Raw genomic sequence first — 26,999 nt, forward strand, 5'->3', positions numbered from 1 at the left:
GCATCCGGCCCCGGTAGAATCACCGAAACCCCGCACTCACGCAAGGATCCCTCATGACGCGCATCTCTGATTCAGGACTCTCCGTCGCCGTCGTCGGCGCGACCGGCCAGGTCGGCACGGTCATGCGCGAGATCCTCGCCGAGCGGAGCTTCCCGATCCGCGAACTGCGCCTGTTCGCGACGGCCCGCTCCGCCGGCACCGCCGTCGAGTTCGGCGGCGAGACCGTGGTCATCGAGGATGTCGCCACGGCCGACCCTTCGGGCATCGACATCGCCCTGTTCTCCGCCGGTGCGACCGGCTCGCGCGCCCACGCTCCCCGGTTCGCCGAGGCCGGCGCGGTCGTCATCGACAACTCCAGCGCCTGGCGGATGGACCCCGAGGTGCCCCTCGTCGTGAGTGAGGTCAACCCGCACGCGACCGTGAACCCGCCCAAGGGCATCATCGCGAACCCCAACTGCACGACGATGGCCGCGATGCCGGTCCTCAAGCCGCTGCACGCCGCGGCCGGACTCGAGCGCCTCATCGTCTCGACCTACCAGGCGGTGTCGGGCTCGGGCCTCGCTGGTGCGCAGGAGCTCCTCGGCCAGGTCGAGGGCGTGCTCGCCCAGAACCACACGCTCGATCTCGTCCACGACGGTTCGGCGGTCGACTTCCCCCAGCCCGAGAAGTACGTCGCGCCGATCGCGTTCGACGTGATCCCCTTCGCCGGGAACCTCGTCGACGACGGTGACAACGAGACCGACGAGGAGAAGAAGCTCCGCAACGAGTCGCGCAAGATCCTCGAGCTGCCGGACCTCCGTGTCGCCGGCACCTGCGTGCGCGTGCCTGTCTTCACGGGGCACTCGCTGTCGATCCACGCCGAGTTCCGTGATGACCTCACGCCCGACCGGGCGCGCGAGATCCTGGCATCCGCCCCCGGTGTCGTCCTCGAAGAGGTGCCGACGCCGCTGCAGGCCGCCGGCAACGACCCGAGCTATGTCGGTCGCATCCGCGCCGACCAGTCCGCTCCCGAGGGCAAGGGCCTGGTCCTCTTCCTCTCGAACGACAACCTCCGCAAGGGTGCGGCGCTGAACGCCGTCCAGATCGCCGAGCTCGTCGCGGCACGCCTGGGCGCGGCCGCTCCCGCGGCCTGATCGCCGCCACCCCCTCGAGACCGCGTTCGCGCGTCGAGACCGTGACTCGTACACGCGGTCTCGACGCGCGAACGCCGTTTCGGTGCGCGAGTGCCACGCGGAGCGGGCCGACTGGCGCCCGGAGTTGCGGTGGGGGAAAGAAACCCGAGAGTTCTCGAACGACGGATGCCATGGCGGCGGAGGCCGGAGATAACCCCGCCTAGACTGGGACATCGTGAGCGAACCCGTCGATGTCGTCCTGATCGGTGGTGGCATCATGAGTGCCACCCTGGGAACCCTGCTGAAGAAGTTGCAGCCGGACTGGAAGATCGTCGTGCTCGAGCGGCTGAGCGAAGTCGCTCAGGAATCGTCCAACGCGTGGAACAACGCGGGCACCGGTCACTCGGCGCTGTGCGAGCTCAACTACATGCCCGAAGGCGCGGACGGCTCGGTCGACCCGGCGAAGGCCGTCGCGATCAACGAGCAGTTCCAGCAGAGCCGTCAGCTGTGGGCGAGCCTCATCGAGCACGGCATCCTCGACGAGCCGTCGACGTTCATCAACGCGACCCCGCACATGACGTTCGTGCGCGGCGAGAAGGATGTCGCCTACCTCAAGAAGCGCTACGAGGCGCTGCGCACCCAGCCCCTGTTCGCGGGCATCGAATACTCCGAGGACTCGCGCGTCATCAATCAGTGGGCGCCGCTGCTCATGCAGCGCCGACGCAAGGGCGAGCCCTTCGCCGCGACGCGGGTGCCCGCCGGCACCGACGTCGACTTCGGCTCGCTCACCCGCCAGCTCTTCGACCACCTCTCGGGCGAAGGTGTGGAGGTGCTCACCAACATCGAGGCGCGCAAACTCCGCCGCAACGCCGATGGCACGTGGAAGATCTCGTTCCGCCGCACGCTCGGACGCACGCCCGGCTCGCTCGACGCGCGGTTCGTGTTCGTCGGGGCCGGTGGCTGGGCGATCAAGCTGCTGCAGTCCTCGGGCATCCCGGAGATCTCCGGGTACGGGGTGTTTCCGATCGGCGGCCAGTGGCTGAAGACGTCCAACCCCGACATCGTCGCGCAGCACAAGGCGAAGGTCTACTCGCAGGCCTCGGTCGGTGCGCCACCGATGTCCGTGCCGCACCTCGACACCCGCGTCGTCGACGGCGAGGCGTCGCTGCTGTTCGGTCCGTTCGCGACGTTCAGCCCGAAGTTCCTGAAGAACGGACGCATCACCGACATCGTGGCGCAGGTGCGCCCGGGCAACATCGGTCCGATGCTGAAGGTCGCCATCGACAACCCCGGCCTCATCAAGTACCTCGTGGGTGAGCTGCTGAAGAACCACGCGAAGAAGGTCGATTCGCTCCGCGAGTTCATGCCCACGGCGAAGGACGAGGACTGGGAGCTGCTGCAGGCCGGTCAGCGCGCGCAGGTGATGAAGAAGGACCCGAAGAAGGGCGGCGTGCTGCAGTTCGGCACCGAGGTCGTCACCTCTGCAGACGGCTCGATCGCGGGGTTGCTGGGCGCCTCGCCGGGCGCCTCGACGGCGGCCTCCATCATGCTGGGCCTGCTGAAGACGTGCTTCCCCGACCGGATCGCGCAGTGGGAGCCGGAGCTGAAGGCGCTCATCCCCAGCTACGGTCAGACGCTGAACGGGCGTCCGGATGCTGCTCGGGCCTCGGTCGCCGAGACGGCGGCCGCGCTCGAGATCAACGTCTGATCCGCCGGGGCCCATGGCGAAGCTCTACTTCCGCTACGGAGCGATGAACTCCGGCAAATCGACCGCGCTGCTGCAGGCGGCGTTCAACTACGAGGAGCGCGGCCAGCACGTCCTGCTCGCCAAACCTGAGATCGATACGAAGGGCGCCGACCGGATCGCGAGCCGCCTGGGGGTCTCCCGTCCGGTCGACTTCCTGATCGGACCGGACGACGACGTCCGGGCGCTCGTCGCGGAGCATCGCGAGAAGCTCGGGGGAGACCTCGCCTGCGTGCTGATCGACGAGGCGCAGTTCCTCGCCCCCGCGCAGGTGGACGACCTGCTGCGACTCGTGGTCGATGAGCGCATCCCCGTGCTCGCCTACGGCATCCGCACCGACTTCCAGACCCGGGCGTTCCCGGGATCGGCGCGTCTGCTCGAACTCGCGCACAGCCTCGAAGAGCTGAAGACGATCTGCCGGTGCGGGCGCAAGGCGCTCTACAACGCCCGTCTGGTCGGGGGGCGTTTCGTCTTCGACGGCGACCAGGTGGCGATCGACGAGCTCTCGCATCAGAAGGTGACGTACGAGTCGATGTGCGCCGAATGCTATTTGCGGGAGTCCGGCGGGCGCCTGAGCTGACGGACGCGCGTGCACCGGTGTGTTGCGCCGTGAGGCGCACCGCTTGGTCGGCGGATGGCGGTGGGTTACCGTGGTCTGACCAACCCGGAAGGCGACGATGACCGACTCTCCGCCCGCGCGCGCCTGGCGCGTCGTGCTCGAATCCATCGAAGGCGACCTGCTCGAGGGCAGGCTCGGCCCCGGTGATCGTCTGCCGCCCGAGAGAGAGCTCGCCTCGACGCTCGGCGTGGGGCGATCGAGCGTCCGCGAAGCGCTCCGCGTGCTCGAGGTCATGGGGCTCATCCGCACCGGCACCGGGTCGGGTCCCACGGCGGGAGCCATCGTGACGGCGACCCCGCACGGCGGCCTCGCCCAACTGCTGCGCCTGCAGGTCGCGGCGCACGGCTTCCCGATCCCCGACGTGTACGAGACGCGTCTGCTGCTGGAGGAGTGGGCGGTCGCCCGCCTCGCCGGCCAGCCGGACGCCGATCTCAGCGCCGTGCATGCGGCGTTGGATGCCATGGAGGCGGACGGGCTGTCGATCAACGACTTCCTCGCCCTCGACTCGCAGTTCCATGTGCGGCTGGCCGAGGCATCCGGCAACGTCGTGGTCTCGGCGACCATGGCGGGCCTGCGCGAGACGATCGAGAGCTACATCCGCGGCGGAGCCGGGCGGATCGTGGACTGGGAGGCGACGGCCGCCCGTCTGCGGCGTGAGCACGCCGACATCGTCACCGCGATCGAGCGGGGCGACAACGAGAGCGCGCAGCGGCTGCTGCGGGCCCACATCACCGGCTATTACTCCGATGCGGGACTGCCGACCCCCTCTCCGATCTGATACGCCCCCACTCCGAAGAAGGTCGATCATGGTCCAGCGCCAGCTGCCGAAGATTCCCGAGTTGATGGAGCTGATGCAGTTCCGTCGTCCGGAGTGGGATGCCACGAAACGTCGGCTCGAGGGGGCGTTGACGATCGCGGATCTGCGTCGGGTCGCGAAGCGACGCACACCGAAAGCGGCGTTCGATTACACGGATGGCGCCGCGGAGGGTGAGGTCTCGCTGGCGCGGGCGCGCCAGGCGTTCGAGGACGTGGAGTTCCATCCCGACATCCTTCGCCCGGCGGAGCATGTCGACACGTCGGTGGAGGTTCTCGGGGGCCGGTCGGCGCTGCCGTTCGGGATCGCGCCGACCGGGTTCACGCGACTGATGCAGACCGAGGGCGAGGTCGCCGGTGCGGGGGCTGCGGGGGCGGCGGGCATCCCCTTCACCCTCTCGACATTGGGGACGACGTCGATCGAGGGCGTCCGTGCGGCCAATCCGGAGGGTCGGAACTGGTTCCAGCTGTACGTCATGCGGGATCGTGAGATCTCCTACGGCCTGGTGAAGCGGGCTGCGGCAGCGGGATTCGACACGTTGATGTTCACGGTGGACACCCCGATCGCGGGCGCGCGGCTTCGGGACAAGCGCAACGGGTTCTCGATTCCCCCGCAGTTGACGCTCGGCACGATCGTGAACGCGATTCCGCGTCGGTGGTGGTGGGTGGACTTCCTCACGACCCCGAAGCTCGAGTTCGCGTCGCTGACGACCACGGGCGGCACGGTGGGGGAGCTGCTCAATGCGGCGATGGATCCCACGATCGGGTACGAGGACCTCGAGGTCATCCGGTCGATGTGGCCGGGGAAGATCGTCGTGAAGGGTGTGCAGAACGTCGCGGACTCGGTGCGGCTGATCGATCTGGGGGTGGATGGCATCGTGCTGTCCAACCATGGGGGGCGTCAGCTCGATCGGGCACCGGTGCCGTTCCGGCTGCTGCCCGAGGTGGTCCGCGAGGTCGGGGCGGATGCCACGGTCATGGTGGACACCGGGATCATGAACGGTGCGGACATCGTCGCCTCGATGGCGCTCGGTGCGTCGTTCACGCTGATCGGGCGCGCCTATCTCTACGGCCTCATGGCCGGGGGTCGTCGAGGTGTGGACCGAACGATCCAGATCCTGCGCGCGGAGATCGAACGCACCATGACCCTGCTGGGCGTCTCGTCCTTCGCCGAACTCGAACCCCGCCACGTCACCCAGCTGCAGCGGCTGACACCCGTCTCCGGGGTCACAGCGCCGTCCCCGGCCGCGGCCATGCGGATCTGACCGCGCGGGTCTGATCGGTCGGATCGGCCCGCTCAGCGAGTGGGGAGGGTGGGGATGAGTCCCTCGAGGAAGGTGGCCGTGTCGGGCCATCCTTCGACCGCCTGGCAGGTGACGCCCATCGCCCGCACGGGGTAGTCGTTCCCGTGCTCGTCGAGGCGATCGCCGACGAAGAGCATGTCGTCGAGCGGGATGCCGGTGACCTCGGCCAGACGGGTCATTCCGTAGGCCTTGTCGATGCCGCGGTGGGTGATGTCGACGGAGGTCGACCCGCCGGAGCGCACCTCGAGGTCGGGGATGCGTGCGGCCACGGCGTCGCGGAGCGTGTTCTTCTTCTCGCCCGTCGGATCCCAGGCGACCTTGGCGTCGAGAGGAGCGGCCTGCCCCAGCGCCGAGAAGGTGATCTGCGAGCCGCGGTCTTCGAGGATCGGCCCCCAGGTCTCCTCGGCCCAGAGGCCGAGGCGGCGGGCCTCCTCCTCGACGGCCGTCAACGCGCGGGACTTCTCGTCGTCGGTGAGGCGGTGAGCGTAGACGGTGCGCACGCCGTCAGCGGTCAGGCGGTAGTACTGGGTGCCGCACGTGGGCATGAGATGGAACCGGTCACGCAGGGCGGCATCGGCTTCGGGCAGGCGCTCGACGACCTGCATCTGGAACTGCTGCAGCTGACCGCCCGAGATGATCGCGACCTCGACGCGGTCGGCCAGCGCGAGCAGCAACTCACCCATGCGGGGGTCGATGGGGCTCTTGGACGGCGCGAGCGTGTCGTCGAGGTCGAACGCGACGAGGCGGGGGGCGCGGGGCGTGTCGGTCATCGGGGTCCCATCCGGTGCGTGAGCGCTCCGAGGCTCCGTGCCCGGACGGCGGTCCGCTGCGGAGCGTCGATGCGTGGGGGTGCCGGCCGGTCGACCGGATCGGACTCCGATCCGCGGGGGCCGGGCCGATCGAGAGTCTATCGGAACGGCGTGCACGCGAAGGTGCTCGTGCGCCCCCTGAGATGAGGAGACGACGAAGGGGCCGATCCGTGGATCGGCCCCTTCGTCGTGCTGGTCGGGGTGACAGGATTTGAACCTGCGGCCTCGTCGTCCCGAACGACGCGCGCTACCAAGCTGCGCCACACCCCGTGGCACCCCTCCGAGTCTACCCCGTCGGAGCCGTAGCGCCGAATCGAGAACGCGAATTCGTGTTCACGACCGTGCGCGGAGGGTCAGGACCGAGGCCTCGGGTCGGCAGCCGAAGCGCACGGGGGCGTAGATCGAATGCCCGAGTCCCGCCGAGACGTTCAGCGGCACACGGCGTCCGTCGTGGTCCCAGGTGCTGAGCCCGCGCGCCTGATCGAGGGGGATGTCGCAGTTCGCGACGAGTGCCGAGCGCGAGAACGGCACGCGCACCTGTCCACCGTGCGTGTGCCCCGCCAGCAGCAGATCGGCGCCGAGGTCCGTGAACCGATCCAGGATCCGCCGATAGGGCGCGTGGGTGACGCCCAGAGTCAGATCGGAGGCAGCGGTCTTCGCAGAACGCGGAACCGGCGAGAGCGCGTCGATGGCGGCGGGGAGGGCGTCGAGGTCGTCCCAGTCGCGGTGCGCGTCGCTCACGCCGAAAGCGTCGATCCGCACCCCGGCGGCTGTGACTGCGGCTGCCGTGTTGTTGAGATCCGACCATCCGAGATCGTCGGCCATGAAGGCATCCAGCGCCGGTGTGTCCAGGCGCTCGACGCGCCGCTTCTGCGTCGACGGGCCCGAGAAGTAGCGCAGGGGATTGCGCGCGCTCGGGCCGACGACGTCATTCGAGCCGTGCACGAAGAACCCTGGCACACCGCGCAGCGGTGCGAAGGCGCGACGGATGCCGGTGAGTCCGTCGGCATGCCCGAGGTTGTCGCCGGTGTTCACGACCAGGTCGGGCTGCACTTCTTCGGCGAGGCGTGCGATCCACGACTGCTTGCGACGCTGCCAGGGGGCCATGTGGGCATCGGAGAGATGCAGCACATGCAGCGTCGGCGAACCCGCCGGCAGGACGGCGAGATCGTGGTGGCGCACGGTGAAGAGGTAGCGCTCGATGCACGTGCCCCAGACAGCGGCGGCGGCAGCGGTCGCCCCCGCCGCCGAGACAGCGGCGAGGGCGACGCGGCGTCCGGAGGTCACGGGCGCGAGCCGCAGGTCTTCGCCTGGTACTGCACCGTGATGGCGGAGCCTCGCGCGACGACGGAGCCCGGCGCAGGATCGGTTCCGGTGACGGTTCCCTCGGCGGTCGCCGAATCCACGGCGGTGCACGCTGTCGTCACCTGTCCGAAGCCTGCTCCGCGCAACGCGTTGACGGCATCGTTGGGCTTGCCGCTGACGGCGGGCACCGAGACCCCCTGGCCGTTGCTCGGGCGGATCGTGACCGTCTGTCCAGCGGCGACGCGTCCCGCACCCGGGTCCTGTTGGATGATCGTTCCGGCGGCCTCGACACCGTTGACCTGATCGCCGACCGTCACCGTGAACCCGGCCGTGCGCAGCGTCTGCGTCGCCTGGTCGACCGTCATGCCGATGACGGAGGGAAGGTCGGTGAGCACGTTCTTCGTCAGGGCCGAGTCGGGCGACGGGAACCGGTCGCCGCCGTACTTGGCGTTCGCCGCGCCCTGCATCGCCGGCCAGATCGAGTTGCGGATGCGCGAGAGCTGATAGCCGCTCTCGTAGTAGTCGCTGAGCAGTGCGTCACCTTCGACGTTCCCGACCCAGACCACGGTCGCGACCTTGGTCGAGGACCCGTCCATCCAGGTGTGCAGGTACTCGTGGATACCCGTCTTGCCGAACACCGGCACGCCGTCGCCGATCTGGGCGCCCGATCCGGTGCCGGTCATGACGCCCTGCAGCGTGTACGCGGCGGTGCTGGCGACCGCATCGCTCATCGCCGGGCTGCACGTGCGCTGCGGGGTGATGTCCTTGCCGTCGTGGTCGAGAGCCTTGTCGATCGCCTTCGATGGGCACAGCGACCCGTTCGCGGCGACGGAGGCGTAGACCTGCGCCATGTCGATGGGGGCGACGGCCTGGTCGCCCAGCACGTTGTAGGCGAAGTTGGTGGTGTCCAGAGGGCTGCCGTCGCCCGACATCACGCCCATCTTCATCGCGAGACGGTTGGTGCTGCACACCGAGATCTTCTCGGCCATCGCCAGGAAGCCGGAGTTGAGCGAGTCGCGGGTGAAGTTGTACACCGTGCCGGAGTATCCGGGATTGTTCTCGAAGTTGCCGATCTGCCCGTTGCCGTTGTTGCCCGCGACGACGTTCTGGATCGTGCCGTCGCACTGGTCGATCTTCTTCGGGCCGACCCGACCGTTCAGAGTCTCATTGACGGAATGCCCCTGCTCGAGCCAGTTGAGCAGGCTGAAGATCTTGTACGTCGAGCCGGCGGAGTGACCGCCGCCTCCGTTCGCGGCGCGGACGTTGTAGTTGACCTGCGTCGTGGGGCCGTTGACCCCGGAGTCCTCGATGGAGTACGGGCGGTTCTGCACCATGGAGAGGATGCGGCCGGTGCCCACCTCGACCTGCACGCCGGAAGCGCCGAGGTTCATGTAGTCCACGTGCGCCGGCACGACCGAGATGGCCTTGAGCGCGTCATCCTGCAGCGTCGGGTCGAGGGTCGTGTAGATCTTCATGCCGCCGCGACGGAGGTTCGCGGCGCGCTGGTCGTCGCTGTCGCCGAACGCGGGGTCGGTGAGCAGGACCGACCGCACGTACTCGCAGAAGAACTCCGCGCCGCTGGCCGTCTGGCAGCCCTGCGCGCGGTCGGTGATGTGCGGCTCGATCGGGCTCGCCTTGGCCGCCGCATACTCGTCCTGCGAGATCTTGCCGTCATCGAGCATGCGTCCGAGCACATAGTTGCGGCGATCGAGGGTGAGGGAGTACCCGTCGGCGGCACTGTTGACGGCGTTGCCGTCCTTGTCGGTGGTCGACCCGTTGGGCATGTCGAGGCGGTAGACGTTCGGCGCCTGCACCATGCCGGCGATCGTCGCGGCCTGCGCGATCGACAGGTTCGCGGCGGGGATGCCGAAGTAGTGCTCCGAGGCGGCACCGATCCCGTAGACGAGACCGCCGAAGTTGGTGATGTTGAGGTACCCGAGCAGGATCTGCTCCTTCGAGTACATCTTCTCGAGCTGGATCGCGTAGCGCATCTCCTGCACCTTGCGCTGGTAGCCCTCCGAGCCCTTGTTCACGGTCGTCGTGGAGTAGCAGGCCTGGACTTCGTCGTCGGTGGTCGCCTTCGACTCGCAGTTCTGCATGAGCACGTTCTTGACGTACTGCTGGGTGATCGACGATCCACCGCGGTTCGAGCCGTTCGAGGCGTTGCCCACGAGCGCGCTGAGCGTGCCGACGATGTCGACGCCGCCGTGCGTGAAGAAGTTCTTGTCCTCGCTCGAGGTGATCGCGTCGTACATGACGGGGTTCACCTGGTCGAAGGTCACCGGCACGCGGTTCTGGTCGTAGAACTCGGCCATGACGACGTCGTTGCCGCTGGCATCCTTGCGGTAGATCTCCGTCGGAAGCATCAGCGGGTCGATCTGCAGGAAGCTCGGCATGTTGTCGAACGTGTCCAGGGCGCCGGTCGCGGCGTAGCCCGACACCGCGATCGCGGGCGTCACCGTGGAGGCGATGAGAACACCGGCCACGGTGCTCAGGCCGACCAGGCCGGCGAGGCCGCCGAGCACGCCGGTGGCCGTCCTTTTGAGATGAGGCATAGGCTTGATGGTAGGGGAGAACCCTGTGCGATCCCTTGACGGGGGGATGCCGGGGAACGGCCTCCGCGGGCGCCGCACGCCCGGGCATCCGTCTGCCCGACCACTCGACTCCGATGTCGCCTGAGGAGGCTTCATGACCACGTGGGAGTACCTCACCACGCCCCTGCTCATCCACAACACCGCAGCGATCCTCAACAACTGGGGCAAGCAGGGGTGGGAGCTCGTCCAGATCGTCCCCGGCCCCGAAGGCGGGCTGGTCGCCTACTTCAAGCGCCCGACCGGCGGCGGAGCGGCCAACGCCGGTCTCGGCGCCGCCGCGGTCGCCGCGCAGCAGTTCACCGGGGCGGAGGGGCAGGCGTGAGCGCCGCGATCAGCGCCCGTCTCGCCGAACTCGGCATCGAGCTGCCCCCCGTCGTGCCTCCCGTCGCGGCGTACATCCCGGCGACCGTCCACGGCGACCTCGTCTACACATCGGGTCAGCTGCCGATGATCGCCGGTGCGCTCCCCGCCACCGGCAAGGTGGGCGAGGGACACGGGCTCGTGCCGGCCGCCGACGCCAAGGACTACGCCCGTCAGAGCGCGCTGAACGCGCTGGCCGCCGCCGCGGATGCCGTGGGCGGCGTCGACAAGGTCGTCCGCGTCGTCAAGGTCACCGGATTCGTGGCATCCGTGCCGGAGTTCACCGGACAGCCCGGCGTCATCAACGGCGCCAGCGAGGTGCTCGGTGAGATCTTCGGCGACGCCGGTCGTCACGCCCGCTCCGCGGTGGGGGTTCCGGTGCTGCCGCTCGACTCTCCCGTCGAGGTCGAGGTCGTCTTCGCGTTCGTCTGACGCGCGCGGGTCGGCGCGGCGGGAGCGCGCCGAGGCATTGCGCTGCGCCGCCGCGGCCCGACAGAGTGGGGCATGCCGATCTTCGCTCTGCTCGTCTTCGTGGTCATGGTCTCGGCGCTGATCGACGCCATCACCCGCCGCGACGACCAGGTGCGCCACCTGCCGAAGTTCGCGTGGATCATCTTCATCGTGCTGCTGCCGCTCGTGGGGTCGATCCTCTGGTTCGCCCTGGGCCGTGAGTGGGGCGCAGCACCCGAGGCCCTGAGCTTCGGCGACCCGCGTCGGTGGTCGAAGGATCAGGAGCAGCCCGCACCGGCATCCCGCCCGCGCGACACCCGCACGACCGAGCAGCAGCTGGCCGATCTGGAGCGCGAGGAGCGCGCCGCCCACCTCGAAGCGGAGATCCGTCGTCGCCGTGCCGCGAGAGAGGGCGGCGCGGACTGACCCGCGCCGCCCTCTTCGGCCGTCCGCAGCGCTACCTGCCGCCCACCTGGCCCTGGATCGTCGACATCACGAGGGTGTCGGCGAGGGTCGTCGTGTCGCCCACCTCGCGGCCTTCGGCGACGTCGCGCAGGAGGCGTCGCATGATCTTGCCCGAGCGGGTCTTCGGCAGTTCGCCGACGATGTAGATGTCGCGGGGGCGGGCGATCGGGCCGATCTGCTCGCCGACCCACTTGCGCAGGGTGTCGGCCAGACCCTTCGGCGAATGCGCATCGAGGTAGCTGCGCTTGACGATGACGAACGCAACCACCGCCTGGCCGGTTGTTGCCAAAGTATGCGTCAGCGATCGGTTCGTTGGGGTTGAGCGGAGAGGGGCGACGTTGTCATTCTCGTCGTCGGTCCTGATGCCCGGTCCGGTGAGGAGACCGCGACAAGTCTCGCGGACGACGGGGAGCATCGCCAGCTCGAGCTCGAGCTCGCCCGAGGCCGCCCGCGCCGATGGCGCCGGCGGCCTCCGCCCGTGTCACCGCATCAGACGCGTGTTCGGCGCCGCGTCCGGAGCGATGAGCCGATCAGTGCGCCCGCTCCGAGCACGAGCAGTGCTGGCCCGACCCAGAGCGCCGGGCTCAACTCGCCTCCGGTCGCGGCGAGTTGATTGCGCTGCACGGTCACCGCGGCAACGACGGTGAGGCCGATGTCGTCGAAGCTGAGGATAAGGTGGTGCTCCCCGTCCGTGACGCCGGTGAGGTTGAAGCCGCCGGTGATGGCGGCGCTGTCCCACTGGACAGTGCCGAGCGATACCGGGGTCGATCGCATGTTGCCGATGATGGACGACCGCGAACCCTGCATCTTCGTCAGGAGTGAGGACATCAGGTCGAACGCTTCACTGCGCTTGTCGGTCAAGCCGGCCAGTCGCAGCACATCCATCTGCTGAGTGTTCGTGACGGCGTCGAGTTCGATGCGCAGCGTTGCGACGAGGTCGGCAGCGGCCGTTCTCACCTCGGTGGAGTCCGACTTCGCCGAAAGGAGAACGTGCGACCCCACGGCCGGGCGTGCGGCCGCGATCGCAGTGGCCAGCGACTCATCAGTCGGCCCGGCGACGTATGCGTTCAGGGCCGTGATGGCCGCGTTGAGCGTGACCACGCGGGCGTTGCGTTTCTGCACATCCGTGACCTGGGAGGAAAGCTGTTGGTCGAGCAGCCGGACACGCTGATCCTGGACAGCGCGCAGAGCCCCTTCGAGATCGAACGCGGTGAGCGAGATCTCGTTCACGGTCACGCCCGGCAGCCTGGAGACCACCGGCGACAGCAGCTGGTATGCGGCGGCCGCCTCGTTCTTAGACGGCCGCTCCGCGAGACCGAGCGCCTGTCCCGAGCCGTTGAGGAGAGGGAATGTGACATTCGGTGTGCCCGCCGCGGCCGCGAGCAGGGCGGCAAGCTCGGGCTCCGAGATGCTGCTGAAAGCGCCGGTGAGACCGACATCGTCCGGACGCTGGAAGACCGCGACGTAGGCCTTCTGTACCGGGTTGGTGGAGGGCGAGGGTGTCGGGGTGGCTGTGGGTGTGGGTGTGGGTGTCGGGGTGGCTGTGGGTGTGGGTGTGGGTGTGGGTGTGGGTGTCGGGGTGGCTGTGGGTGAGGGCGTCGGTGTCGGGACGTCCGTGGGTGTGGGTGTCGGGGTGGCGGTGGGTGAGGGTGTCGGGGTGGCGGTGGGCGTGGGTGTCGGTGTCGGGGTGGCTGAGGGTGTGGGGGTCGGTGCCGCGGTATCCGAGATGAGCGCGAAGGAGCGGGCCACATCGACGAGGCTGGGGCTCTCTTCGCCTCGGGGAAGCGCGAAGGCGGGATTGTCCGACGGCTGCGCATCCGCGAGCGTGAATCCCGTGGCCGGCTCGAAGCGGATGCTGTAATCGTCGGTGGATGTCGTCGGCAATGAGCCTGATCGGAATGTGCCGTCTGCGGCGACGGCGACGCGCTGCACTGCCGTGCCCCCACTGAGGATGGTGATGCTCGCGCCCGAGAGGTCGGCGAGAGGGGAGGCATCCGACGTCGCGGTCACCGCGCCGCTGATCTCACCGAAGGAGCCCTCCAGCGGGACGGTGACGGCATCTCCCCGCGTGGGGTTGAACTCCCTCCTCGCCGTGGGTTCGAGGAGGTCGCCGACAGCACCGGGCCAGGACGCCTCGGCGATGAAGCTGGTGTCCGTCGCGGGTATGCGCACGGACACCGTTCCGTCTGCCGAGGTGGTTCCGGTGGCGATGACCTGGTCGAGCTCGCCGGTGGAGAGCACGGTCACCGTCGCGCCGCCGAGCGGAGCGGATGCCGTCCCGTCGGAGAGAGTCGTCGTGATGAGTATGTGGCCTGCTTCGGACTCCGCGGCGCTGGCGACGGCGGGCAGCCCCATCAAGACAAGGCCGGTGGCTACGGACAGCACACCTGCGGTGCGTAGCGGGGAGACCAGATTCCGACGTCGTCGTGCGACGGGGTGGGGCATGGCGATCCTTTCCGATGGTTCGTGGCTAAGTATGGACTCAGTCCAAACTTTTACGCAACCCAGGGAGATCGACCTAGGGTGGGATGAAGGGAGAGGAGGGACGGCGATGACGGAAGGGCTCCGCGAGAAGAAGATGCGCGTCGCGCGTCGGGCCATGGAGGAGGCCGCGGTCGGAATCGCCTATGAGGAAGGCGTTCACGCCGTGACGGTCGACCGCATCTGCGAAGTGGCGATGGTGTCGCGCAGTACGTTCTTCAACTACTTCCCCTCGCTCGAGCATGCGATCTTCGGATCCGCCCTGGTCTACGACCCTGTCCTGACCGAGCGCATTTTGAGCGCGCACCGAGACGACCTCGTGATCGCCGCCTCGCGGATCGTGATGGAGACCGTCCGTGGGCAGGGTGACGACGAACTGCTGCGCAAGCGGTTCGCGCTTTTCGCCCGGGAGCCGGGAACGACGACGACGGTGTCGTGGGCGGCCGGGACGAGCCGCGCCGGACTGCAGGACGTGATCGAGAACTGGCTCGATGCACATCCGGCATCGGCTCGCCTGGCGCACGCCAATCACGCCACGGAGGCGCGGATGATCGTGAACTTCTCCATCACGCTCGGCGACGAGGTTATGCGGCTGGTGGGTGAGGACGGCGGGGACTTCCCGTTCGACCCCGCCGTGTTTCGCACGGTGCGCGAGCGGATGAGGGCGCTGAGCATACCCGCACGGTGAACGCCCCGCACCGCGATCAGCGGTACGAGGCGTTCGGGACCGCCGCTACTTCACCTGCGCCGAGATCACGCTCATCACGGCCGTGTCGGCGAGGGTCGTGGTGTCGCCGACCTCGCGGCCTTCGGCGACATCGCGCAGGAGACGGCGCATGATCTTGCCCGACCGGGTCTTGGGGAGTTCCCCGACGATGTAGACGTCGCGCGGGCGCGCGATCGGCCCGATCTGCTCGCCCACCCACTGGCGCAGCGTGCCGGCCAGACCCTCCGGCGAGTGCGCGTCGAGATAGCTCTGCTTGATGATCACGAACGCGACAACCGCCTGGCCGGTGGTCTCATCGGATGCCCCGACGACGGCCGCCTCGGCGACGGCTTCGTTCCCGACGAGAGCCGATTCGATCTCGGTCGTCGACAGGCGGTGACCGGAGACGTTCATGACGTCGTCGACGCGGCCGAGGAACCAGACGTCCCCGTCGTCGTCGAGGCGGGCGCCGTCACCGGCGAAGTAGTAGCCCTTGTCCTGGAACTTCTCCCAGTAGGTCTCGACGAACCGCTCCGGGTCACCCCAGAGGCCGCGCAGCATCGACGGCCACGGCTTCGTGAGGACGAGCAGGCCTCCGTTGCCGTTTCCGACATGCTCGCCCGACTCGTCGACGACATCGACGCCGATGCCGGGAAGCGGCACCTGCGCGCTGCCGGGCTTGGTCTCGGTGACGCCCGGCAGGGCCGAGATCATCATCGCGCCGGTCTCGGTCTGCCACCAGGTGTCGATGATGGGGGCGGTGCCGGCGCCGATGATGTTGCGGTACCACATCCACGCCTCCGGGTTGATGGGCTCGCCCACCGACCCGAGCAGACGGATCGAAGACAGATCGAAGCGCTGCGGGATCTCGCGCCCCAGCTTCATGAACGAGCGGATCGCCGTCGGAGCAGTGTAGAGGATCGTCACGCCGTACTTCTCGACCAGCTCCCACCAGCGGCCGGGGTGCGGGGTATCCGGCGTGCCTTCGTACAGCACCTGGGTGGCGCCGTTCGCGAGCGGACCGTAGGTGACGTACGTGTGCCCGGTGATCCATCCGATGTCGGCCGTGCACCAGAAGACGTCCGTCTCGGGGTGCAGGTCGTGCGCGACTCTGTTGGTGAACGTCGCCTGCGTGAGGTAGCCGCCGGAGGTGTGCAGGATGCCCTTGGGCTTGCCCGTCGTGCCTGAGGTGTACAGGATGAACAGCGGGTTCTCGGCGGGGAAGGGCTGCGCGACGTGGTCGGCGGATGCCTGGGGCACCGTGTCGTGCCACCAGATGTCGCGACCCTCGGTCCAGCCCACCTCGTTCTCGGTGCGGCGCACCACGAGGACGTGTTCGACGGTGCCCTGGGGCCCGTTGCCGCGGTCGGCGAGAGCCTGGTCGACGGCGGGCTTCAGAGGTGACACGCGTCCCTTGCGATAGCCGCCGTCGGAGGTGATCACGAGCTTCGCGCCGGCGTCGTCGATGCGGGTGCGCAGGCTGTCGGCCGAGAAGCCGCCGAAGATCACGGAGTGGATCGCACCGAGGCGCGCCACGGCGAGCATCGCGGCGATCGCCTCGGGGATCATCGGCAGGTAGATCGCGACCCGGTCGCCCTGTTCGACGCCGAGGTCGGTGAGGACGTTCGCGACGCGTCTGACCTCATCGGTGAGCTCGGCGTAGGTGATGCGCCTCTCGTCGCCCGGCTCGCCCTCCCACAGCAGCGCGACCCGATCGCCCGCCCCGGCCTCGACGTGGCGGTCGAGGCAGTTGTAGGCGACGTTCAGCTCGCCGTCGGCGAACCACTGGGCGAACGGCGGGTTCGACCAGTCGAGCACCTCGGTGAACGGCGTGTGCCAATGCAGCGCGCGGGCCTGCTCGGCCCAGAACGCCTCGCGATCGGCGTGGGCCTGCGCGTACAGGTCGGCGGTGGCGACCGCGTTCGCGGCGAACTCGGGCGACGGTGCGAACCGGCGGTTCTCGGTCAGCAGGTGATCGATCTGGCTGCTCATCAGGCGCGCTCCTTTGCGGCGATGGTTCCCGGGCTCGGGCCCGTGGACGAATGAGGACATCTAGCCATATGCGTCGGACGGGTCACCACCGCCGAAAGGAGGGAGCGCGCGGAGCGCGCCCACTCAGAGATATATCGCTCGGTTCGGGCCCTTTCGGCTTGGGGAGGTCGAAGCTCCCTGCGTACGCTCGTGAGCGGCCGAACTCTTGATTCTGGCACTGCGACATCTGCTCCCCCCACGCGGGTGTCGTGTGGGCGGCATCCCGTTTCCCCCGATGGGATGCCGCCCTCTTCCTCCCCAGGCGACGATTCGCTCCCGCTGTCCACGGTTCGTTCCCGCGGGCCGATCCCGTGATGCGGGTCGACCTACCGTCGGGGCATGTCCGAACCGTTCATCGCCCGCAGGCGGGTCCCCGAGGCCGTGCGGAGGGCGGGCGCGCTCAGCCCGCGCGACACCTCGCGCGACGTGCCCGCGACGGGTGCGTCCGGCGGTGGTCGCGGGGCGGATGCCGGCATCCCCCTGCCTCGGCGCGCGCTCCCCGATCACCCGGCGATCGAGCCGCTGCGCGATCTGCTCGCCGACCCCACCGTGACCGACGTGTTCGTCAACGGTGCCGATGGACTCTTCGTCGACCGGGGCCGGGGGATCGAGCGCGTCACCGGGTGGACGGCGGGCGCAGACGAGTTGCGCGCGCTCGCCGTCGCTCTGATCGGGATCGGCGGTCGCCACCTCGACGACGGGACCCCCCTCGTCGACGTGCGCTGGGAACACGGCGCGCGTGTGCACGCGGTGCTGCCCCCGGTCGCATGTTCCGGCGCGGCGATCTCCATCCGGCTGCCGTCGACCGACCTGCCCGACCTCGACGATCTGGGGCGACGAGGTATGTTCGATGCCGTCACCGCGACTCGTCTGGAGGCGTTGGTGGCGCAGCGGGCGAACCTGCTGGTCACCGGCGCGACGGGAGCGGGGAAGACGACGCTGCTCGCCGCTCTCCTCGGGCGCGTCCCGGCCACCGAGCGCATCGTCACGATCGAGGATGTCGCCGAGCTGCGCATCGCGCATCCGCATCACGTGGGTCTGGAGGCCCGCCAGTCGAACCTCGAAGGGGCGGGTGCCGTCTCGCTCGCCCGCCTCGTCCGCGAGGCACTGCGGATGCGGCCCGACCGCCTCGTGGTGGGGGAGTGTCGCGGGGAGGAGGTGCGCGAGCTGCTGACCGCGCTCAACACCGGGCACGCGGGCGGGGCGGGAACGGTCCACGCCGGAGGGATCCGCGACCTTCCTGCGCGGCTCGACGCGCTGGGTGCGCTCGCGGGCCTCGATCCGCAGGCCACGGCGCGACAGGTCGTCAGTGCCATCGGGGTCGTCGTGCACGTCGAGCGCGGCCCGGACGGTGTGCGCCGCATCGCCGGATTCGCCCGCCCGGTACTCGAGGACGGCCGACTCGCCGTGGAGGCGATCACATGAGCGGCGCCGCGACCCGACGGCGCGGATGGGCGCGCCTGCGCGAGCGGAAGCATCCTGCGCGCGATCATGAGCGGAACGATGATGTTCCCGCCGACGCGGTCGATGTGGCATCCGTCATCCAGCGCGTCGCCGTGCTGCTCGACGCGGGTGTCGCCCCCGCCCGCACGTGGCAGCTGCTCGCGGAGGTCGGCGAGCCGTTGGCCCTGCAGATCGCCGAGGCCCCTCCGGGGACGGCCGTGGGCGACATCCTCGCCGCCCGCGGTGACGCGTGGGGAGATGTCGCCGTCGCCTGGCGGGTGGCGGAGACCGTCGGTGCTCCGCTGGCCCCGAGCCTGCGACGGTTCGCCGAGTCGCTCCGCGACGCACAGCAGACGCGCGACGACGTCGCTGTCGCGCTCGCCGATCCGGCGGCCACCGCCCGGCTGGTCGCATGGCTGCCGCTGGTCGCGATCGTGCTCGGCGTCGCTCTCGGGTTCGATGTGATGACGAGTGTGACCCAGCCCGCGGGCATCGCCTGTGTCGTCGCTGGGTTCGCGCTCATGCTCGCCGCGCGGCGCTGGAGCAGGCGTCTGGTCGATCGGGCGCAGCCCCCGGCGACGCTCCCCGGCGTCTCGTCCGACACGGTCGCGATCGCGCTGTCGAGCGGGGCTTCGGTGGAGCGCGCACTCGCCGTCGTCGTGGCATCCGGGGGAGGCGACCCGGATGACGTCGTGCGCGACGTGCTCGCGCTCTCGCAGCGCTCCGGCGCCCCCGCGGTCGAGCTGTTGCGAGCGGCCGGTGCCGACAGTCGGCGTCGCGCGCGCACCGACGGGCGCCTCAGCGCCGCTCGGCTGAGCGCGCGGCTGCTGCTGCCGATGGGGCTGTGCACCCTGCCGGCTTTCTTGCTGCTCGGCGTGGCGCCGATGCTGCTGTCGGTTCTCGCCGGCTCCGCGCCGGCTCTGGCGAGCCGATGAGCGCGCCTCGTCCGTCCGTGCGTTCGCGCCTCCGTTTTCCGATCGTGCCCGCCCCGTCCGCAATCCTGCGCAAACCGAAGGAGTCGTCATGACCATCCGCACCCCGAACGCCCCGGCCGACCGCCGCGGGTTCCCGGACCTGCCCCCGCTCACACGCCGCCGTGCTGCCGCGCTGTTCGACGACGAGGACGGCGCGGCCACCGCCGAGTACGCCGTCGCGACGATGGCGGCCGTCGCCTTCGCCGGCCTGCTCGTCATGATCATGCGATCCGATGAAGTGCGCGGCATCCTCACCGATCTCGTCCGGCGTGCGTTGACGGTGGCGTGAGCGTGCGTGGCGATGACCGCGGGGCGGCGGCCGCCGAGTTCGCGGTCGTCGTCCCCGCCGTCCTGCTCGTGGTCGCCCTCGCGGCCGGGACCCTCGCCGCCGCGGGCCGTCAGGTGCGACTCGAGCAGGCGGCGGCGCAGGCAGCCCGGCTCTCCGCGCGCGGCGAGGCGGATGCCCGCGTCGCCGGCATCGTCTCGACCGTCGCCGGGGGAGCGGTCGATGCCGTTTCCATGGAGGGCGATCTCATCTGCGTGACGGTGTCGGCTCCGTTGGGGCTCGCGGTGCCGCTGCCCGACCTCACGGCGCGCTCGTGTGCCCTCTCCGGGGGTGGCTGATGTCGGGCGTTGCCGCGGTGGCGGGCGTGCTGGGCGTGACGGCGGTCCTCGCCGTCGCCGGATCGACGATGAGCGTCGCTGCGATCGGCGCAGCGCGCGCCGCCGGGGCCGCGGATGCGGCGGCGCTTGCCGCGGCCGACACGGTGTCGGGAGGTGTGTCCGGTGTGCCCTGCGACCGCGCCGCCGAGGTCGCCGTCGCTGCCGGGGGCAGCCTGTCGGCATGTGACGTCGACGGACCCGTGGCGACGGTCCAGGTGAGTGTCGGCGTCGGAGTCCTCACCGCGAGCGCCCGAGCGCGCGCCGGCCCCGACCCCGCCGCGCGGGACCCGTGACATCGCCGGCGTCGCGAACCGGGTGACGACGTGACCGTCGACTCGAGCGCGAGGACGTGCGCTTACGACCCAGCGGCCCCCTCCGGAACGGAGAGGGCCGCTGCGCGATCGTCGGGTGATCAGCGTCGTGCGGTGGCGCGACGGCGGCGCGCGACCAGCACGCTGGCTGCGCCGGCGAGGGTGAGGGCGAGCGCGGCGAGCCCGATTCCTGCGGGAACGGTCGCATCCGACCCCGTGGAGGCGAGTGCGCGTCCGCTCGTCGTCGTGCTTGCCGTGGACGAGTCAGCGCTGCCGGCGTTCGCGCCGGATCCGCCGGTGTTGCCCGCTCCGGCGCCGGTGGAGCCCGTGCCCGCGCCCGAGTCGCTCGCCGGCGTCGGGGTGAAGCCGACGCTCGCGACCGTCGTGCCGTTGAAGGTCACGACCGCCGTGTGCGCCTCGATCGAGAGGTTCTTCGGCAGTGTCACCGTCGCCGAGAACGCACCCGAGCCGTCGGTCGCGGCAGTGCCGACGACGGTCGGTGTCGAGTGGATCTCGAGGGCGAAGCCGGTGGTCGACGGGGCGAGGCCCTTCGCGGTGAGGGTGACGGTGGCGCCTGGGTGCAGATCGCCCGTGATCGTGACGGTGCCTGCGTGCTGTGCGGGGTCGTTCACGGTGACCGCGGTGGACGGCGAGACCGCCGAGACCCCGACGGAGTTCCGCGCCACGACGGTGGCGGCGTAGTCGCCGGGAGCGACGTCGAAGAACGTGTACGACGTCTCCGTGCTCGCCACCTTCGCGACGATCCCGCTGCCGAGCGAGACCGTGTAGCCCGTCAGGGCCGAACCGCCCGACTCGGGCGCGGTCCAGGTGACGGTCACCGCACCTCCGGTCGGAGCCGACCCGATCTGTGCCGCCGTCGGAGCCGCCGGTGTCGCCGGTGCGATGGTGGTCGGCAGACCGTGCGTCGTGCGGTACTGCGTCATGTAGGCGAGCTTGCCGGGCTTGCTGTCGGAGTACGGCTTGATGAGCTTCGCCCACTCGCCCTTGTCGGCCTTCTTGCCGTCGTTCCAGGCCGTCAGCACGCTCAGGTCGCCGGCGGTGTAGCCCGACTGAGTGTCGACCACGGTGCTCTTTCCGAGCGCGACCTGGGCTTCGGAGATCTGCTTGACGAGAGCGACCGAGGCATCCTGGTCGTTCTGGTTCCAGCGCAGCACCGGAATGTCTGCGCGGGTGCGCAGCCACGAACCCCAGTAGAACTCCTGGAAGGGCACGTCGCCGTCGGCGGTGTAGCCGATGTCGCGGGCGAAGTAGAGGATGCTGCGGTAGCGGTCGTCCTGGAAGTTCTTCAGGCCCACGCTGGTCGGCAGCTGAGCCGGCGTGATCGGGTTGCCGTCGACGTCGCGCAGCCACGTCCACTTCTGCGCGGTCATCGCTGCCCAGAAGTCGCCGTCGGAAAGACCCGAGAGGTTCCCGAGCACACGCAGGCGCACGTGCACGTCGGGACCGCTGTCTTCGAAGAACGAGGTGAGGGTGTGGTGGCCGTCGGTGAGGTACAGCACGCCCTTCGGTCCGATCACCACGGTTTTCATCGGTTCGATGGTCGCGGCGGTCTCCGACCCGACCGGCACCGTGCAGGTGAAGGTCGAGGGAGTGAGCAGCGTCGGTGTGGTGGTCTTCGACACGGCGGCGACGCCGCCCTGACCGTTGGCCTCGCACCAGTCGTCGAACTTCTTGTTGTTCGCGTCTTTCGACAGTTGCGTGTCGTAGCGCCCGAGCTTGTAATAGACCTCGTCGTAGCCGAGCGACGGCTGCGTCGGGTGCACGTCGCCGATCCGCACGTCGAGCAGCGAGTCGACCGGGGCGCACAGGGCGCGTGCGTCACCCGAGACGCAGCTCGGATCTTTCACGTCGGTGGGAGTGGACGCGGCGGATGCCGGGGCGGCGAGGGCCACGGAGGCCCCGACCGCGAGGATGCCGATGAGGGCGGACGCGAGGGCGCGCGGCGAACGAGGGAGGGGCACGGTGTCTCCAAGCACGGGTAGAGGCAGGTCGGTGTCGATTGTCGGATCGCGCGCGTTCCAGCAGGTGGCTTCCCGGTGAACGCGGAATGAACGGGCGTGAGTGCCGCCGCGACACGCGGCCGACGAGATGCCCAGAGCGAACCGACGGCACCTCACAGGCTCCTCCCCTGTGACACGTGTGTATGGTGTGCAACGAAGAAAGGACGCCACGTGGCTGCTGTGAAGACTCCTGCGGGCAAGAAGCTCGTGATCGTCGAGTCGCCCACGAAGATGCGCTCGATCCAGGGATACCTGGGCGACGGGTACGAGGTTCTGAGCTCGGTCGGGCACATCCGCGACCTCGCCGACAAGAAGGACATCCCCGCCGAGCTGAAGAAGACCTCGGTGGGCAAGTACTCCATCGACATCGAGAACGGCTTCACTCCTCTCTACGTGGAGAGCGAGCGCGGCAAGAAGACGGTGGCCGAGCTCAAGCGCGCGCTGAAGGGCGCCGACGAGCTCCTGCTCGCCACCGATGAAGACCGCGAAGGCGAGGCGATCGCCTGGCACCTGCTCGAGGCGCTGAAGCCCAAGGTGCCCGTCAAGCGCATGGTCTTCCACGAGATCACGAAGGATGCCATCCGCGCCGCCGTCGACAACACGCGCGAGCTCGACCTCGCCCTGGTCGATGCGCAGGAGACCCGGCGCATCCTCGACCGGCTCTACGGCTGGGATGTCTCGGACGTGACCCGCCGCAAGGTCGGGCAGGGCACGTCCGCCGGCCGTGTGCAGTCCGCCGCCACCCGCCTCGTCGTCGACCGCGAGCGCGAGCGCATCGCGTTCGTCTCCGCCGGCTACTGGGACGTCGAGGCGCTCGCCTCGCCCACGGGGCGTGCCGCCGCGGACGGCTTCAGCACACGCCTCGCGCGCCTCGACGGTGCGCCGCTGGCGCGCGGCACCGACTTCGACGACGCCGGTCAGCTCAAGAAGGCCGTCGTCGTGCTCACCGAGGCGCAGGCCCGCGAGCTGGTCGCCGCCCTCGAGGCCGCGGCCACGGCATCCGTCGTCTCGGTCGAAGCGAAGCCCGGTACCCGCAGCCCCAAGCCCCCGTTCACGACCTCGACCCTCCAGCAGGAGGCGGGACGCAAGCTCTCGATGAGCGCCAAGCACGCCATGGGCGTCGCGCAGCGGCTCTACGAGAAGGGCTTCATCACCTATATGCGCACCGACTCGACGGCGCTGTCGACGCAGGCCGTCACTGCGGCGCGCACGCAGGCCGTCGCGCTCTACGGCGATCGCGCCGTGCCGGCGAACCCCCGCAGCTACCGCAACAACAGCAAGAACGCGCAGGAGGCGCACGAAGCGATCCGCCCGTCGGGTGACACCTTCCGGACGCCGTCGTCGGTGGCATCCGAGCTCGACCGCGACGAACAGCGTCTGTACGACCTCATCTGGAAGCGCACCGTCGCCTCGCAGATGTCGGATGCCAAGTACGAGACCACCACGGTCACGCTCGAGGCCGACGCCGCGGGGCGCGTGGCGGCGTTCACCGCGTCGGGCACGGTGTACACGTTCAAGGGCTTCCTCGAGGCGTATGAAGAGGGCCGCGACGAGAAGCGCACCGACGATCACAAGGCCGACGATCAATCGCTCCCCGCGCTCGCGGTCGGCGATGTGCTGAACCTCCACGACATCGAGCCCAAGGGGCACGCGACGAGCCCCAAGCCCCGGTACACCGAGGCCTCGCTCGTCAAAGCGCTCGAAGAGAAGGGCATCGGGCGCCCCTCGACCTTCGCGAGCATCATCGACGTCATCATCAACCGCGAGTACGTCACGAAGCGCGGTCAGGCGCTCGTGCCGAGCTGGCTCGCCTTCAGCGTGGTGCGTCTTCTCGAGGAGCACTTCGCCGACCTCGTCGACTACGACTTCACGGCTGCCCTCGAGGACGACCTCGATGCCATCGCGCGCGGCGAGCAGCAGCGTGTCGAATGGCTGCAGGAGTTCTACTTCGGCTCCGACGGCCACGTCGGACTGCGGAACATCCTCGACAACCTCGGCGAGATCGACGCGCGTGAGATCAACGCGACCCGCATCGGCGACGTCGCCACGCTCCGCTTCGGTCGTTACGGCCCGTACCTCGACGTGCCGAACGAGGACGGAACGACCCGCATCGTCAACGTGCCGCGCGAGCTCGCGCCCGATGAGCTGACGCCCGATAAGGCGCGCGAGCTCATCGACGCTCCCGTCGCGGGCGATCGCGTGCTGGGGCAGAACCCCGAGACCGGGCGAGACATCGTCGTGAAGGACGGGCGGTTCGGTCCCTACCTCGAAGAGGTGCTGCCGCCCGAGCCGGAGCCCGAGCCCGCCCCCGAACCGGTCGAGGGGGCGCCGAAGAAGCGCGTCGCCAAGAAGAAGGTCGAAGCTCCCAAGCCGCGCCGTGCGTCGCTGTTCAAGAGCATGTCTCCCGAGACGATCGACCTCGACACGGCGCTGAAGCTGTTCTCGCTGCCGCGCACGGTGGGAGTCGACCCCGAGACCGAGACGCCGATCACCGCACAGAACGGCCCGTACGGCCCCTACCTGAAGAAGGGCACCGACTCGCGGTCGCTCTCGAGCGAAGATCAGATCTTCGACATCACGCTCGATCAGGCGCTCGAGATCTACGCGCAGCCGAAGTACGCGAACCGCGCCGCGACCTCGCTCAAGGAATTCGAGGCCGACCCCGTCAGCGGCAAGCCGATCCGCATCAAGGACGGCCGCTTCGGGGCCTACGTCACCGACGGCACGACGAACGTGACGATCCCGCGCGGCCAGACCGCCGACGACATCACGTTCGAGATCGCCGTGCAGATGCTGGCGGACAAGCGTGCCAAGGGCCCGGCCCCCAAGCGCACGACGCGTCGCACCTCCACGACCGCCCGCAAGCCCGCCGCCAAGAAGTGACCGCGGCCGGCGTGCCGGACGCGGCACCGACCCCGGATGCCGCGCCGGCGGGTGGCCTCTGGGTCACCTTCGAGGGCGGCGACGGCACGGGCAAGACCACCCAGGCGACTCTGCTCGAGACGTGGCTGCGCGAGCAGGGGCGCTCGGTCGTGCGCACGCGCGAGCCGGGCGGGACCGAGGTCGGGGTCCTGATCCGCGACATCGTGCTGCACCACCGCGGCGAGGTCGCCCCACGCGCCGAGGCGCTGCTGTACGCGGCGGATCGCGCCCACCACGTGGCGACCTTCGTGCGTCCCGCGCTCGAGCGGGGCGACGTCGTCATCCAGGATCGCTACCTCGACTCGTCGGTTGCGTACCAGGGGGCGGGGCGGGTGCTGGATGCCGGCGAGATCCGCGATCTGTCCCTGTGGGCCGCGGAGGGTGCGCTGCCGGATGTCACCGTGCTGCTCGACCTCGACCCGGCATCCGCTCGTGCCCGGCTCGATGCCGCGGACAAGCCGTTCGACCGGCTCGAGGCCGAGAAGAGCGAGTTCCACGAGCGCGTGCGCGCGGCGTTCCTGCATCTTGCCGACGCCGAGCCCGCCCGCTACCTGGTGCTGGACGCCGCGCTTCCCGCCGACGAACTCGCCGCCGCGATCCGCAGCCGGGTCCTCTCGCACCTCTCCTGATCCGCGCGCCGTTCGCGTCCGGGGGAGAGGGAGGTGTCGGTGCGGGCACGTAGGCTGGGGGACATGATTGCGGACGCTCCGGTCGCCGCCGGGGAGAACTCCCGGGCGGCGCTTCCGTGGGGCGAGGTCTGGGGCCAGGACGACGCGCTGGCCCAGCTCGAGGCCGCCGCGAGCGATCCTGCGCAGCTGGCCCATGCCTGGCTCATCACAGGGCCCGCGGGCTCGGGCCGGTCCACCCTGGCATCCGCCTTCGCGGCGGCCCTCATCGCCGAGCCGGGCGACGAGGCGGCGATGCGGCAGGTGCTCGCCGGCACGCATCCCGACCTCACGGCGCTGCGCACCGAGGGCGTCATCATCTCGATCAAGGACGCCCGATCGCTGGTCGAGCGCTCCTACTTCTCGCCGTCGCTGGGTCGCTACCGCGTCATCGTGATGGAAGATGCCGACCGTATGGTCGAGCGCACCTCCAACGTGCTCCTGAAGGCTCTCGAAGAGCCACCGGAGCGAACCGTGTGGATCCTCTGCGCCCCCAGTGAGGCCGACCTGCTGCCGACGATCCGTTCGCGCGTGCGCACCCTGCGCCTGCACGAGCCGGACGTGCCCGACGTCGCCCGGCTGATCGTGGCTCGCACCGGCGTCGACGAGGCGACCGCCGAGCAGGCCGCGCGCCTCTCGCAGCGTCACATCGGCATGGCGGTGCGTCTGGCGACCGACGCCGACGCGCGAGCGCGACGGGAAGAGACGCTGCGCGCCGTGCTCGCGGTCCGCGGCGTCGGTACCGCGGTCGAGACGGCGGCACGCATCGTGCAGCTCGCCACCGACGATGCGAAAGCGCTGACGGCGGAGCGCGACGAGGCGGAGCGCGAGTCGCTGCGGCGCACACTCGGCATCGCTCCCGGCGCCGCCGTGCCCCCCGCGGTGCGCGGACAGCTGAGCGCGCTCGACGACGACCAGAAGCGGCGCGCGACGCGCAGCCTGCGCGACGGCCTGGATCGCATTCTGACCGATCTCGAGTCGATGTTCCGCGACACCCTCATGCTGCAGTTCGGACAGGGCGACGACCTCATCAACCGCGAGCTCGCGACCGAGATCGCGGCCCTCGCCGCCGCGTGGACGCCCCAGCGCACCCTCGTCGTGCTCGATCAGATCTCGGCGACCCGCACCAACCTCGAAGGCAATGCCGCGCCGGCGCTCGCTCTCGAGAGTCTGATGGTGACGGTCGCGAGCGGAAGGACCCCGTGAA

General features: G+C 69.7%; 23 protein-coding genes, 1 tRNA gene and 1 pseudogene. 17 read left to right on the forward strand and 8 right to left on the reverse strand.

The window, feature by feature from the left end:
* Positions 1 to 53 precede the first annotated feature (53 nt).
* The 5 genes from JOE64_RS03945 to JOE64_RS03965 all read left to right on the forward strand — a co-directional run bounded on the left by JOE64_RS03945 (position 54) and on the right by JOE64_RS03965 (position 5,553).
* Positions 54 to 1,133: an aspartate-semialdehyde dehydrogenase gene (locus JOE64_RS03945; RefSeq protein WP_204963053.1), complete on the forward strand. Its 1,080-nt coding sequence runs from the start codon at positions 54 to 56 to the stop codon at positions 1,131 to 1,133.
* A gap of 214 nt (positions 1,134 to 1,347) precedes the next feature.
* Positions 1,348 to 2,820, forward strand: coding sequence for a malate:quinone oxidoreductase (locus JOE64_RS03950; protein WP_204963054.1), 1,473 nt, complete (start codon positions 1,348 to 1,350; stop codon positions 2,818 to 2,820).
* A gap of 13 nt (positions 2,821 to 2,833) precedes the next feature.
* Complete coding sequence (locus JOE64_RS03955) at positions 2,834 to 3,436, forward strand: thymidine kinase (protein ID WP_204963055.1); 603 nt, start codon at positions 2,834 to 2,836, stop codon at positions 3,434 to 3,436.
* A gap of 97 nt (positions 3,437 to 3,533) precedes the next feature.
* Positions 3,534 to 4,253 carry a FadR/GntR family transcriptional regulator gene (locus tag JOE64_RS03960; protein WP_204963056.1) on the forward strand — a complete coding sequence of 240 codons (720 nt, stop codon included), beginning with the start codon at positions 3,534 to 3,536 and terminating at the stop codon, positions 4,251 to 4,253.
* A 28-nt stretch (positions 4,254 to 4,281) separates the two neighbouring features.
* Complete coding sequence (locus tag JOE64_RS03965) at positions 4,282 to 5,553, forward strand: alpha-hydroxy acid oxidase (RefSeq protein ID WP_204963057.1); 1,272 nt, start codon at positions 4,282 to 4,284, stop codon at positions 5,551 to 5,553.
* 32 nt (positions 5,554 to 5,585) lie between these two features.
* Here JOE64_RS03965 and JOE64_RS03970 read toward each other — a convergent pair whose 3' ends face one another.
* From JOE64_RS03970 to JOE64_RS03985, 4 genes are all read right to left on the reverse strand, one after another.
* Positions 5,586 to 6,362 carry an HAD-IIB family hydrolase gene (locus tag JOE64_RS03970; protein ID WP_204963058.1) on the reverse strand — a complete coding sequence of 259 codons (777 nt, stop codon included), beginning with the start codon at positions 6,360 to 6,362 and terminating at the stop codon, positions 5,586 to 5,588.
* A 232-nt stretch (positions 6,363 to 6,594) separates the two neighbouring features.
* A tRNA-Pro gene (locus JOE64_RS03975) sits at positions 6,595 to 6,671 on the reverse strand.
* Between the two features lie 63 nt (positions 6,672 to 6,734).
* Entirely contained in the window at positions 6,735 to 7,688 is a 954-nt protein-coding gene (locus JOE64_RS03980; RefSeq protein ID WP_204963059.1) for a metallophosphoesterase, read from the reverse strand.
* A complete protein-coding gene (locus JOE64_RS03985) occupies positions 7,685 to 10,261 on the reverse strand; it encodes a transglycosylase domain-containing protein (protein WP_204963060.1) in 2,577 nt (858 codons plus the stop codon). The genes JOE64_RS03980 and JOE64_RS03985 overlap by 4 nt, the downstream gene beginning before the upstream one ends.
* A gap of 133 nt (positions 10,262 to 10,394) precedes the next feature.
* Here JOE64_RS03985 and sp36 point away from each other — a divergent pair, with 133 nt between their 5' ends.
* From sp36 to JOE64_RS04000, 3 genes are all read left to right on the forward strand, one after another.
* Positions 10,395 to 10,622: a Sp36 family protein gene (sp36, locus tag JOE64_RS03990; protein WP_204963061.1), complete on the forward strand. Its 228-nt coding sequence runs from the start codon at positions 10,395 to 10,397 to the stop codon at positions 10,620 to 10,622.
* A complete protein-coding gene (locus JOE64_RS03995; protein ID WP_204963062.1) occupies positions 10,619 to 11,092 on the forward strand; it encodes a RidA family protein in 474 nt (157 codons plus the stop codon). Before sp36 ends, JOE64_RS03995 begins: the two co-directional genes overlap by 4 nt.
* Before the next feature lie 72 nt (positions 11,093 to 11,164).
* Positions 11,165 to 11,536, forward strand: coding sequence for a PLD nuclease N-terminal domain-containing protein (locus JOE64_RS04000; protein WP_204963063.1), 372 nt, complete (start codon positions 11,165 to 11,167; stop codon positions 11,534 to 11,536).
* 31 nt (positions 11,537 to 11,567) lie between these two features.
* Here JOE64_RS04000 and JOE64_RS04005 read toward each other — a convergent pair.
* Together JOE64_RS04005 and JOE64_RS04010 are read right to left on the reverse strand one after the other, a co-directional pair.
* A pseudogene (locus JOE64_RS04005) lies at positions 11,568 to 11,858 on the reverse strand (AMP-binding enzyme); the annotation flags it as partial.
* Between the two features lie 206 nt (positions 11,859 to 12,064).
* Positions 12,065 to 14,020, reverse strand: a complete 1,956-nt coding sequence (locus JOE64_RS04010; protein WP_204963064.1) for a hypothetical protein — start codon at positions 14,018 to 14,020, stop codon at positions 12,065 to 12,067.
* Between JOE64_RS04010 and JOE64_RS04015 the strand changes: the two genes are divergently transcribed.
* Positions 14,019 to 14,744, forward strand: coding sequence for a TetR family transcriptional regulator (locus tag JOE64_RS04015; RefSeq protein ID WP_204963065.1), 726 nt, complete (start codon positions 14,019 to 14,021; stop codon positions 14,742 to 14,744). The genes JOE64_RS04010 and JOE64_RS04015 overlap by 2 nt on opposite strands.
* 45 nt (positions 14,745 to 14,789) lie before the next feature.
* Here the strand turns inward: JOE64_RS04015 and acs are convergent, their stop codons facing one another.
* Positions 14,790 to 16,754: an acetate--CoA ligase gene (gene acs / locus JOE64_RS04020; protein ID WP_204963066.1), complete on the reverse strand. Its 1,965-nt coding sequence runs from the start codon at positions 16,752 to 16,754 to the stop codon at positions 14,790 to 14,792.
* Positions 16,755 to 17,132: 378 nt separating this feature from the next.
* Between acs and JOE64_RS04025 the strand changes: the two genes are divergently transcribed.
* From JOE64_RS04025 to JOE64_RS04045, 5 genes are all read left to right on the forward strand, one after another.
* Positions 17,133 to 18,218, forward strand: a complete 1,086-nt coding sequence (locus JOE64_RS04025) for a TadA family conjugal transfer-associated ATPase (RefSeq protein WP_204963067.1) — start codon at positions 17,133 to 17,135, stop codon at positions 18,216 to 18,218.
* Positions 18,215 to 19,171 (forward strand): type II secretion system F family protein, encoded by a 957-nt coding sequence (locus JOE64_RS04030; protein WP_239531697.1) that lies wholly within the window; start codon positions 18,215 to 18,217, stop codon positions 19,169 to 19,171. The genes JOE64_RS04025 and JOE64_RS04030 overlap by 4 nt, the downstream gene beginning before the upstream one ends.
* An 88-nt stretch (positions 19,172 to 19,259) precedes the next feature.
* A complete protein-coding gene (locus tag JOE64_RS04035) occupies positions 19,260 to 19,499 on the forward strand; it encodes a DUF4244 domain-containing protein (RefSeq protein WP_204963068.1) in 240 nt (79 codons plus the stop codon).
* The gene (locus JOE64_RS04040) at positions 19,496 to 19,834 is read left to right on the forward strand and encodes a TadE family type IV pilus minor pilin (RefSeq protein WP_204963069.1); all 339 of its coding nucleotides are present in this window, start codon (positions 19,496 to 19,498) and stop codon (positions 19,832 to 19,834) included. Before JOE64_RS04035 ends, JOE64_RS04040 begins: the two co-directional genes overlap by 4 nt.
* Entirely contained in the window at positions 19,834 to 20,166 is a 333-nt protein-coding gene (locus JOE64_RS04045) for an Rv3654c family TadE-like protein (RefSeq protein WP_204963070.1), read from the forward strand. Before JOE64_RS04040 ends, JOE64_RS04045 begins: the two co-directional genes overlap by 1 nt.
* Before the next feature lie 119 nt (positions 20,167 to 20,285).
* Here the strand turns inward: JOE64_RS04045 and JOE64_RS04050 are convergent, their stop codons facing one another.
* Positions 20,286 to 22,166, reverse strand: coding sequence for a ParB-like protein (locus JOE64_RS04050; RefSeq protein ID WP_204963071.1), 1,881 nt, complete (start codon positions 22,164 to 22,166; stop codon positions 20,286 to 20,288).
* A 270-nt stretch (positions 22,167 to 22,436) separates the two neighbouring features.
* On the opposite strand from JOE64_RS04050, the gene topA reads away from it, so the two are divergent.
* The 3 genes from topA (at position 22,437) to JOE64_RS04065 (ending at position 26,998) form a co-directional block, all read left to right on the forward strand.
* Positions 22,437 to 25,088: a type I DNA topoisomerase gene (gene topA / locus JOE64_RS04055; protein ID WP_239531922.1), complete on the forward strand. Its 2,652-nt coding sequence runs from the start codon at positions 22,437 to 22,439 to the stop codon at positions 25,086 to 25,088.
* Between the two features lie 11 nt (positions 25,089 to 25,099).
* A complete protein-coding gene (gene tmk / locus JOE64_RS04060) occupies positions 25,100 to 25,756 on the forward strand; it encodes a dTMP kinase (protein ID WP_204963073.1) in 657 nt (218 codons plus the stop codon).
* Between the two features lie 63 nt (positions 25,757 to 25,819).
* Positions 25,820 to 26,998: a DNA polymerase III subunit delta' gene (locus tag JOE64_RS04065; protein WP_204963074.1), complete on the forward strand. Its 1,179-nt coding sequence runs from the start codon at positions 25,820 to 25,822 to the stop codon at positions 26,996 to 26,998.
* Position 26,999: the final 1 nt, after the last annotated feature.

This window comes from Microbacterium dextranolyticum (genome assembly GCF_016907295.1).
GTDB classification, from domain to species: domain Bacteria; phylum Actinomycetota; class Actinomycetes; order Actinomycetales; family Microbacteriaceae; genus Microbacterium; species Microbacterium dextranolyticum.

Bases quoted from the DNA above. Each gene is read 5' to 3' on its own strand.
- JOE64_RS04000 (WP_204963063.1), top strand. From the start codon at position 11,165: ATGCCGATCTTCGCTCTGCTCGTCTTCGTGGTCATGGTCTCGGCGCTG.
- JOE64_RS04030 (WP_239531697.1), top strand. From the start codon at position 18,215: ATGAGCGGCGCCGCGACCCGACGGCGCGGATGGGCGCGCCTGCGCGAG.
- JOE64_RS03955 (WP_204963055.1), top strand. From the start codon at position 2,834: ATGGCGAAGCTCTACTTCCGCTACGGAGCGATGAACTCCGGCAAATCG.
- JOE64_RS04025 (WP_204963067.1), top strand. From the start codon at position 17,133: ATGTCCGAACCGTTCATCGCCCGCAGGCGGGTCCCCGAGGCCGTGCGG.
- JOE64_RS03985 (WP_204963060.1), bottom strand. From the start codon at position 10,261: ATGCCTCATCTCAAAAGGACGGCCACCGGCGTGCTCGGCGGCCTCGCC.
- JOE64_RS03965 (WP_204963057.1), top strand. From the start codon at position 4,282: ATGGTCCAGCGCCAGCTGCCGAAGATTCCCGAGTTGATGGAGCTGATG.
- JOE64_RS04035 (WP_204963068.1), top strand. From the start codon at position 19,260: ATGACCATCCGCACCCCGAACGCCCCGGCCGACCGCCGCGGGTTCCCG.
- JOE64_RS04065 (WP_204963074.1), top strand. From the start codon at position 25,820: ATGATTGCGGACGCTCCGGTCGCCGCCGGGGAGAACTCCCGGGCGGCG.
- topA (WP_239531922.1), top strand. From the start codon at position 22,437: ATGCGCTCGATCCAGGGATACCTGGGCGACGGGTACGAGGTTCTGAGC.
- JOE64_RS03960 (WP_204963056.1), top strand. From the start codon at position 3,534: ATGACCGACTCTCCGCCCGCGCGCGCCTGGCGCGTCGTGCTCGAATCC.
- JOE64_RS04010 (WP_204963064.1), bottom strand. From the start codon at position 14,020: ATGCCCCACCCCGTCGCACGACGACGTCGGAATCTGGTCTCCCCGCTA.
- JOE64_RS03970 (WP_204963058.1), bottom strand. From the start codon at position 6,362: ATGACCGACACGCCCCGCGCCCCCCGCCTCGTCGCGTTCGACCTCGAC.
- JOE64_RS03945 (WP_204963053.1), top strand. From the start codon at position 54: ATGACGCGCATCTCTGATTCAGGACTCTCCGTCGCCGTCGTCGGCGCG.
- JOE64_RS04045 (WP_204963070.1), top strand. From the start codon at position 19,834: ATGTCGGGCGTTGCCGCGGTGGCGGGCGTGCTGGGCGTGACGGCGGTC.
- acs (WP_204963066.1), bottom strand. From the start codon at position 16,754: ATGAGCAGCCAGATCGATCACCTGCTGACCGAGAACCGCCGGTTCGCA.
- sp36 (WP_204963061.1), top strand. From the start codon at position 10,395: ATGACCACGTGGGAGTACCTCACCACGCCCCTGCTCATCCACAACACC.
- JOE64_RS04015 (WP_204963065.1), top strand. From the start codon at position 14,019: ATGGCGATCCTTTCCGATGGTTCGTGGCTAAGTATGGACTCAGTCCAA.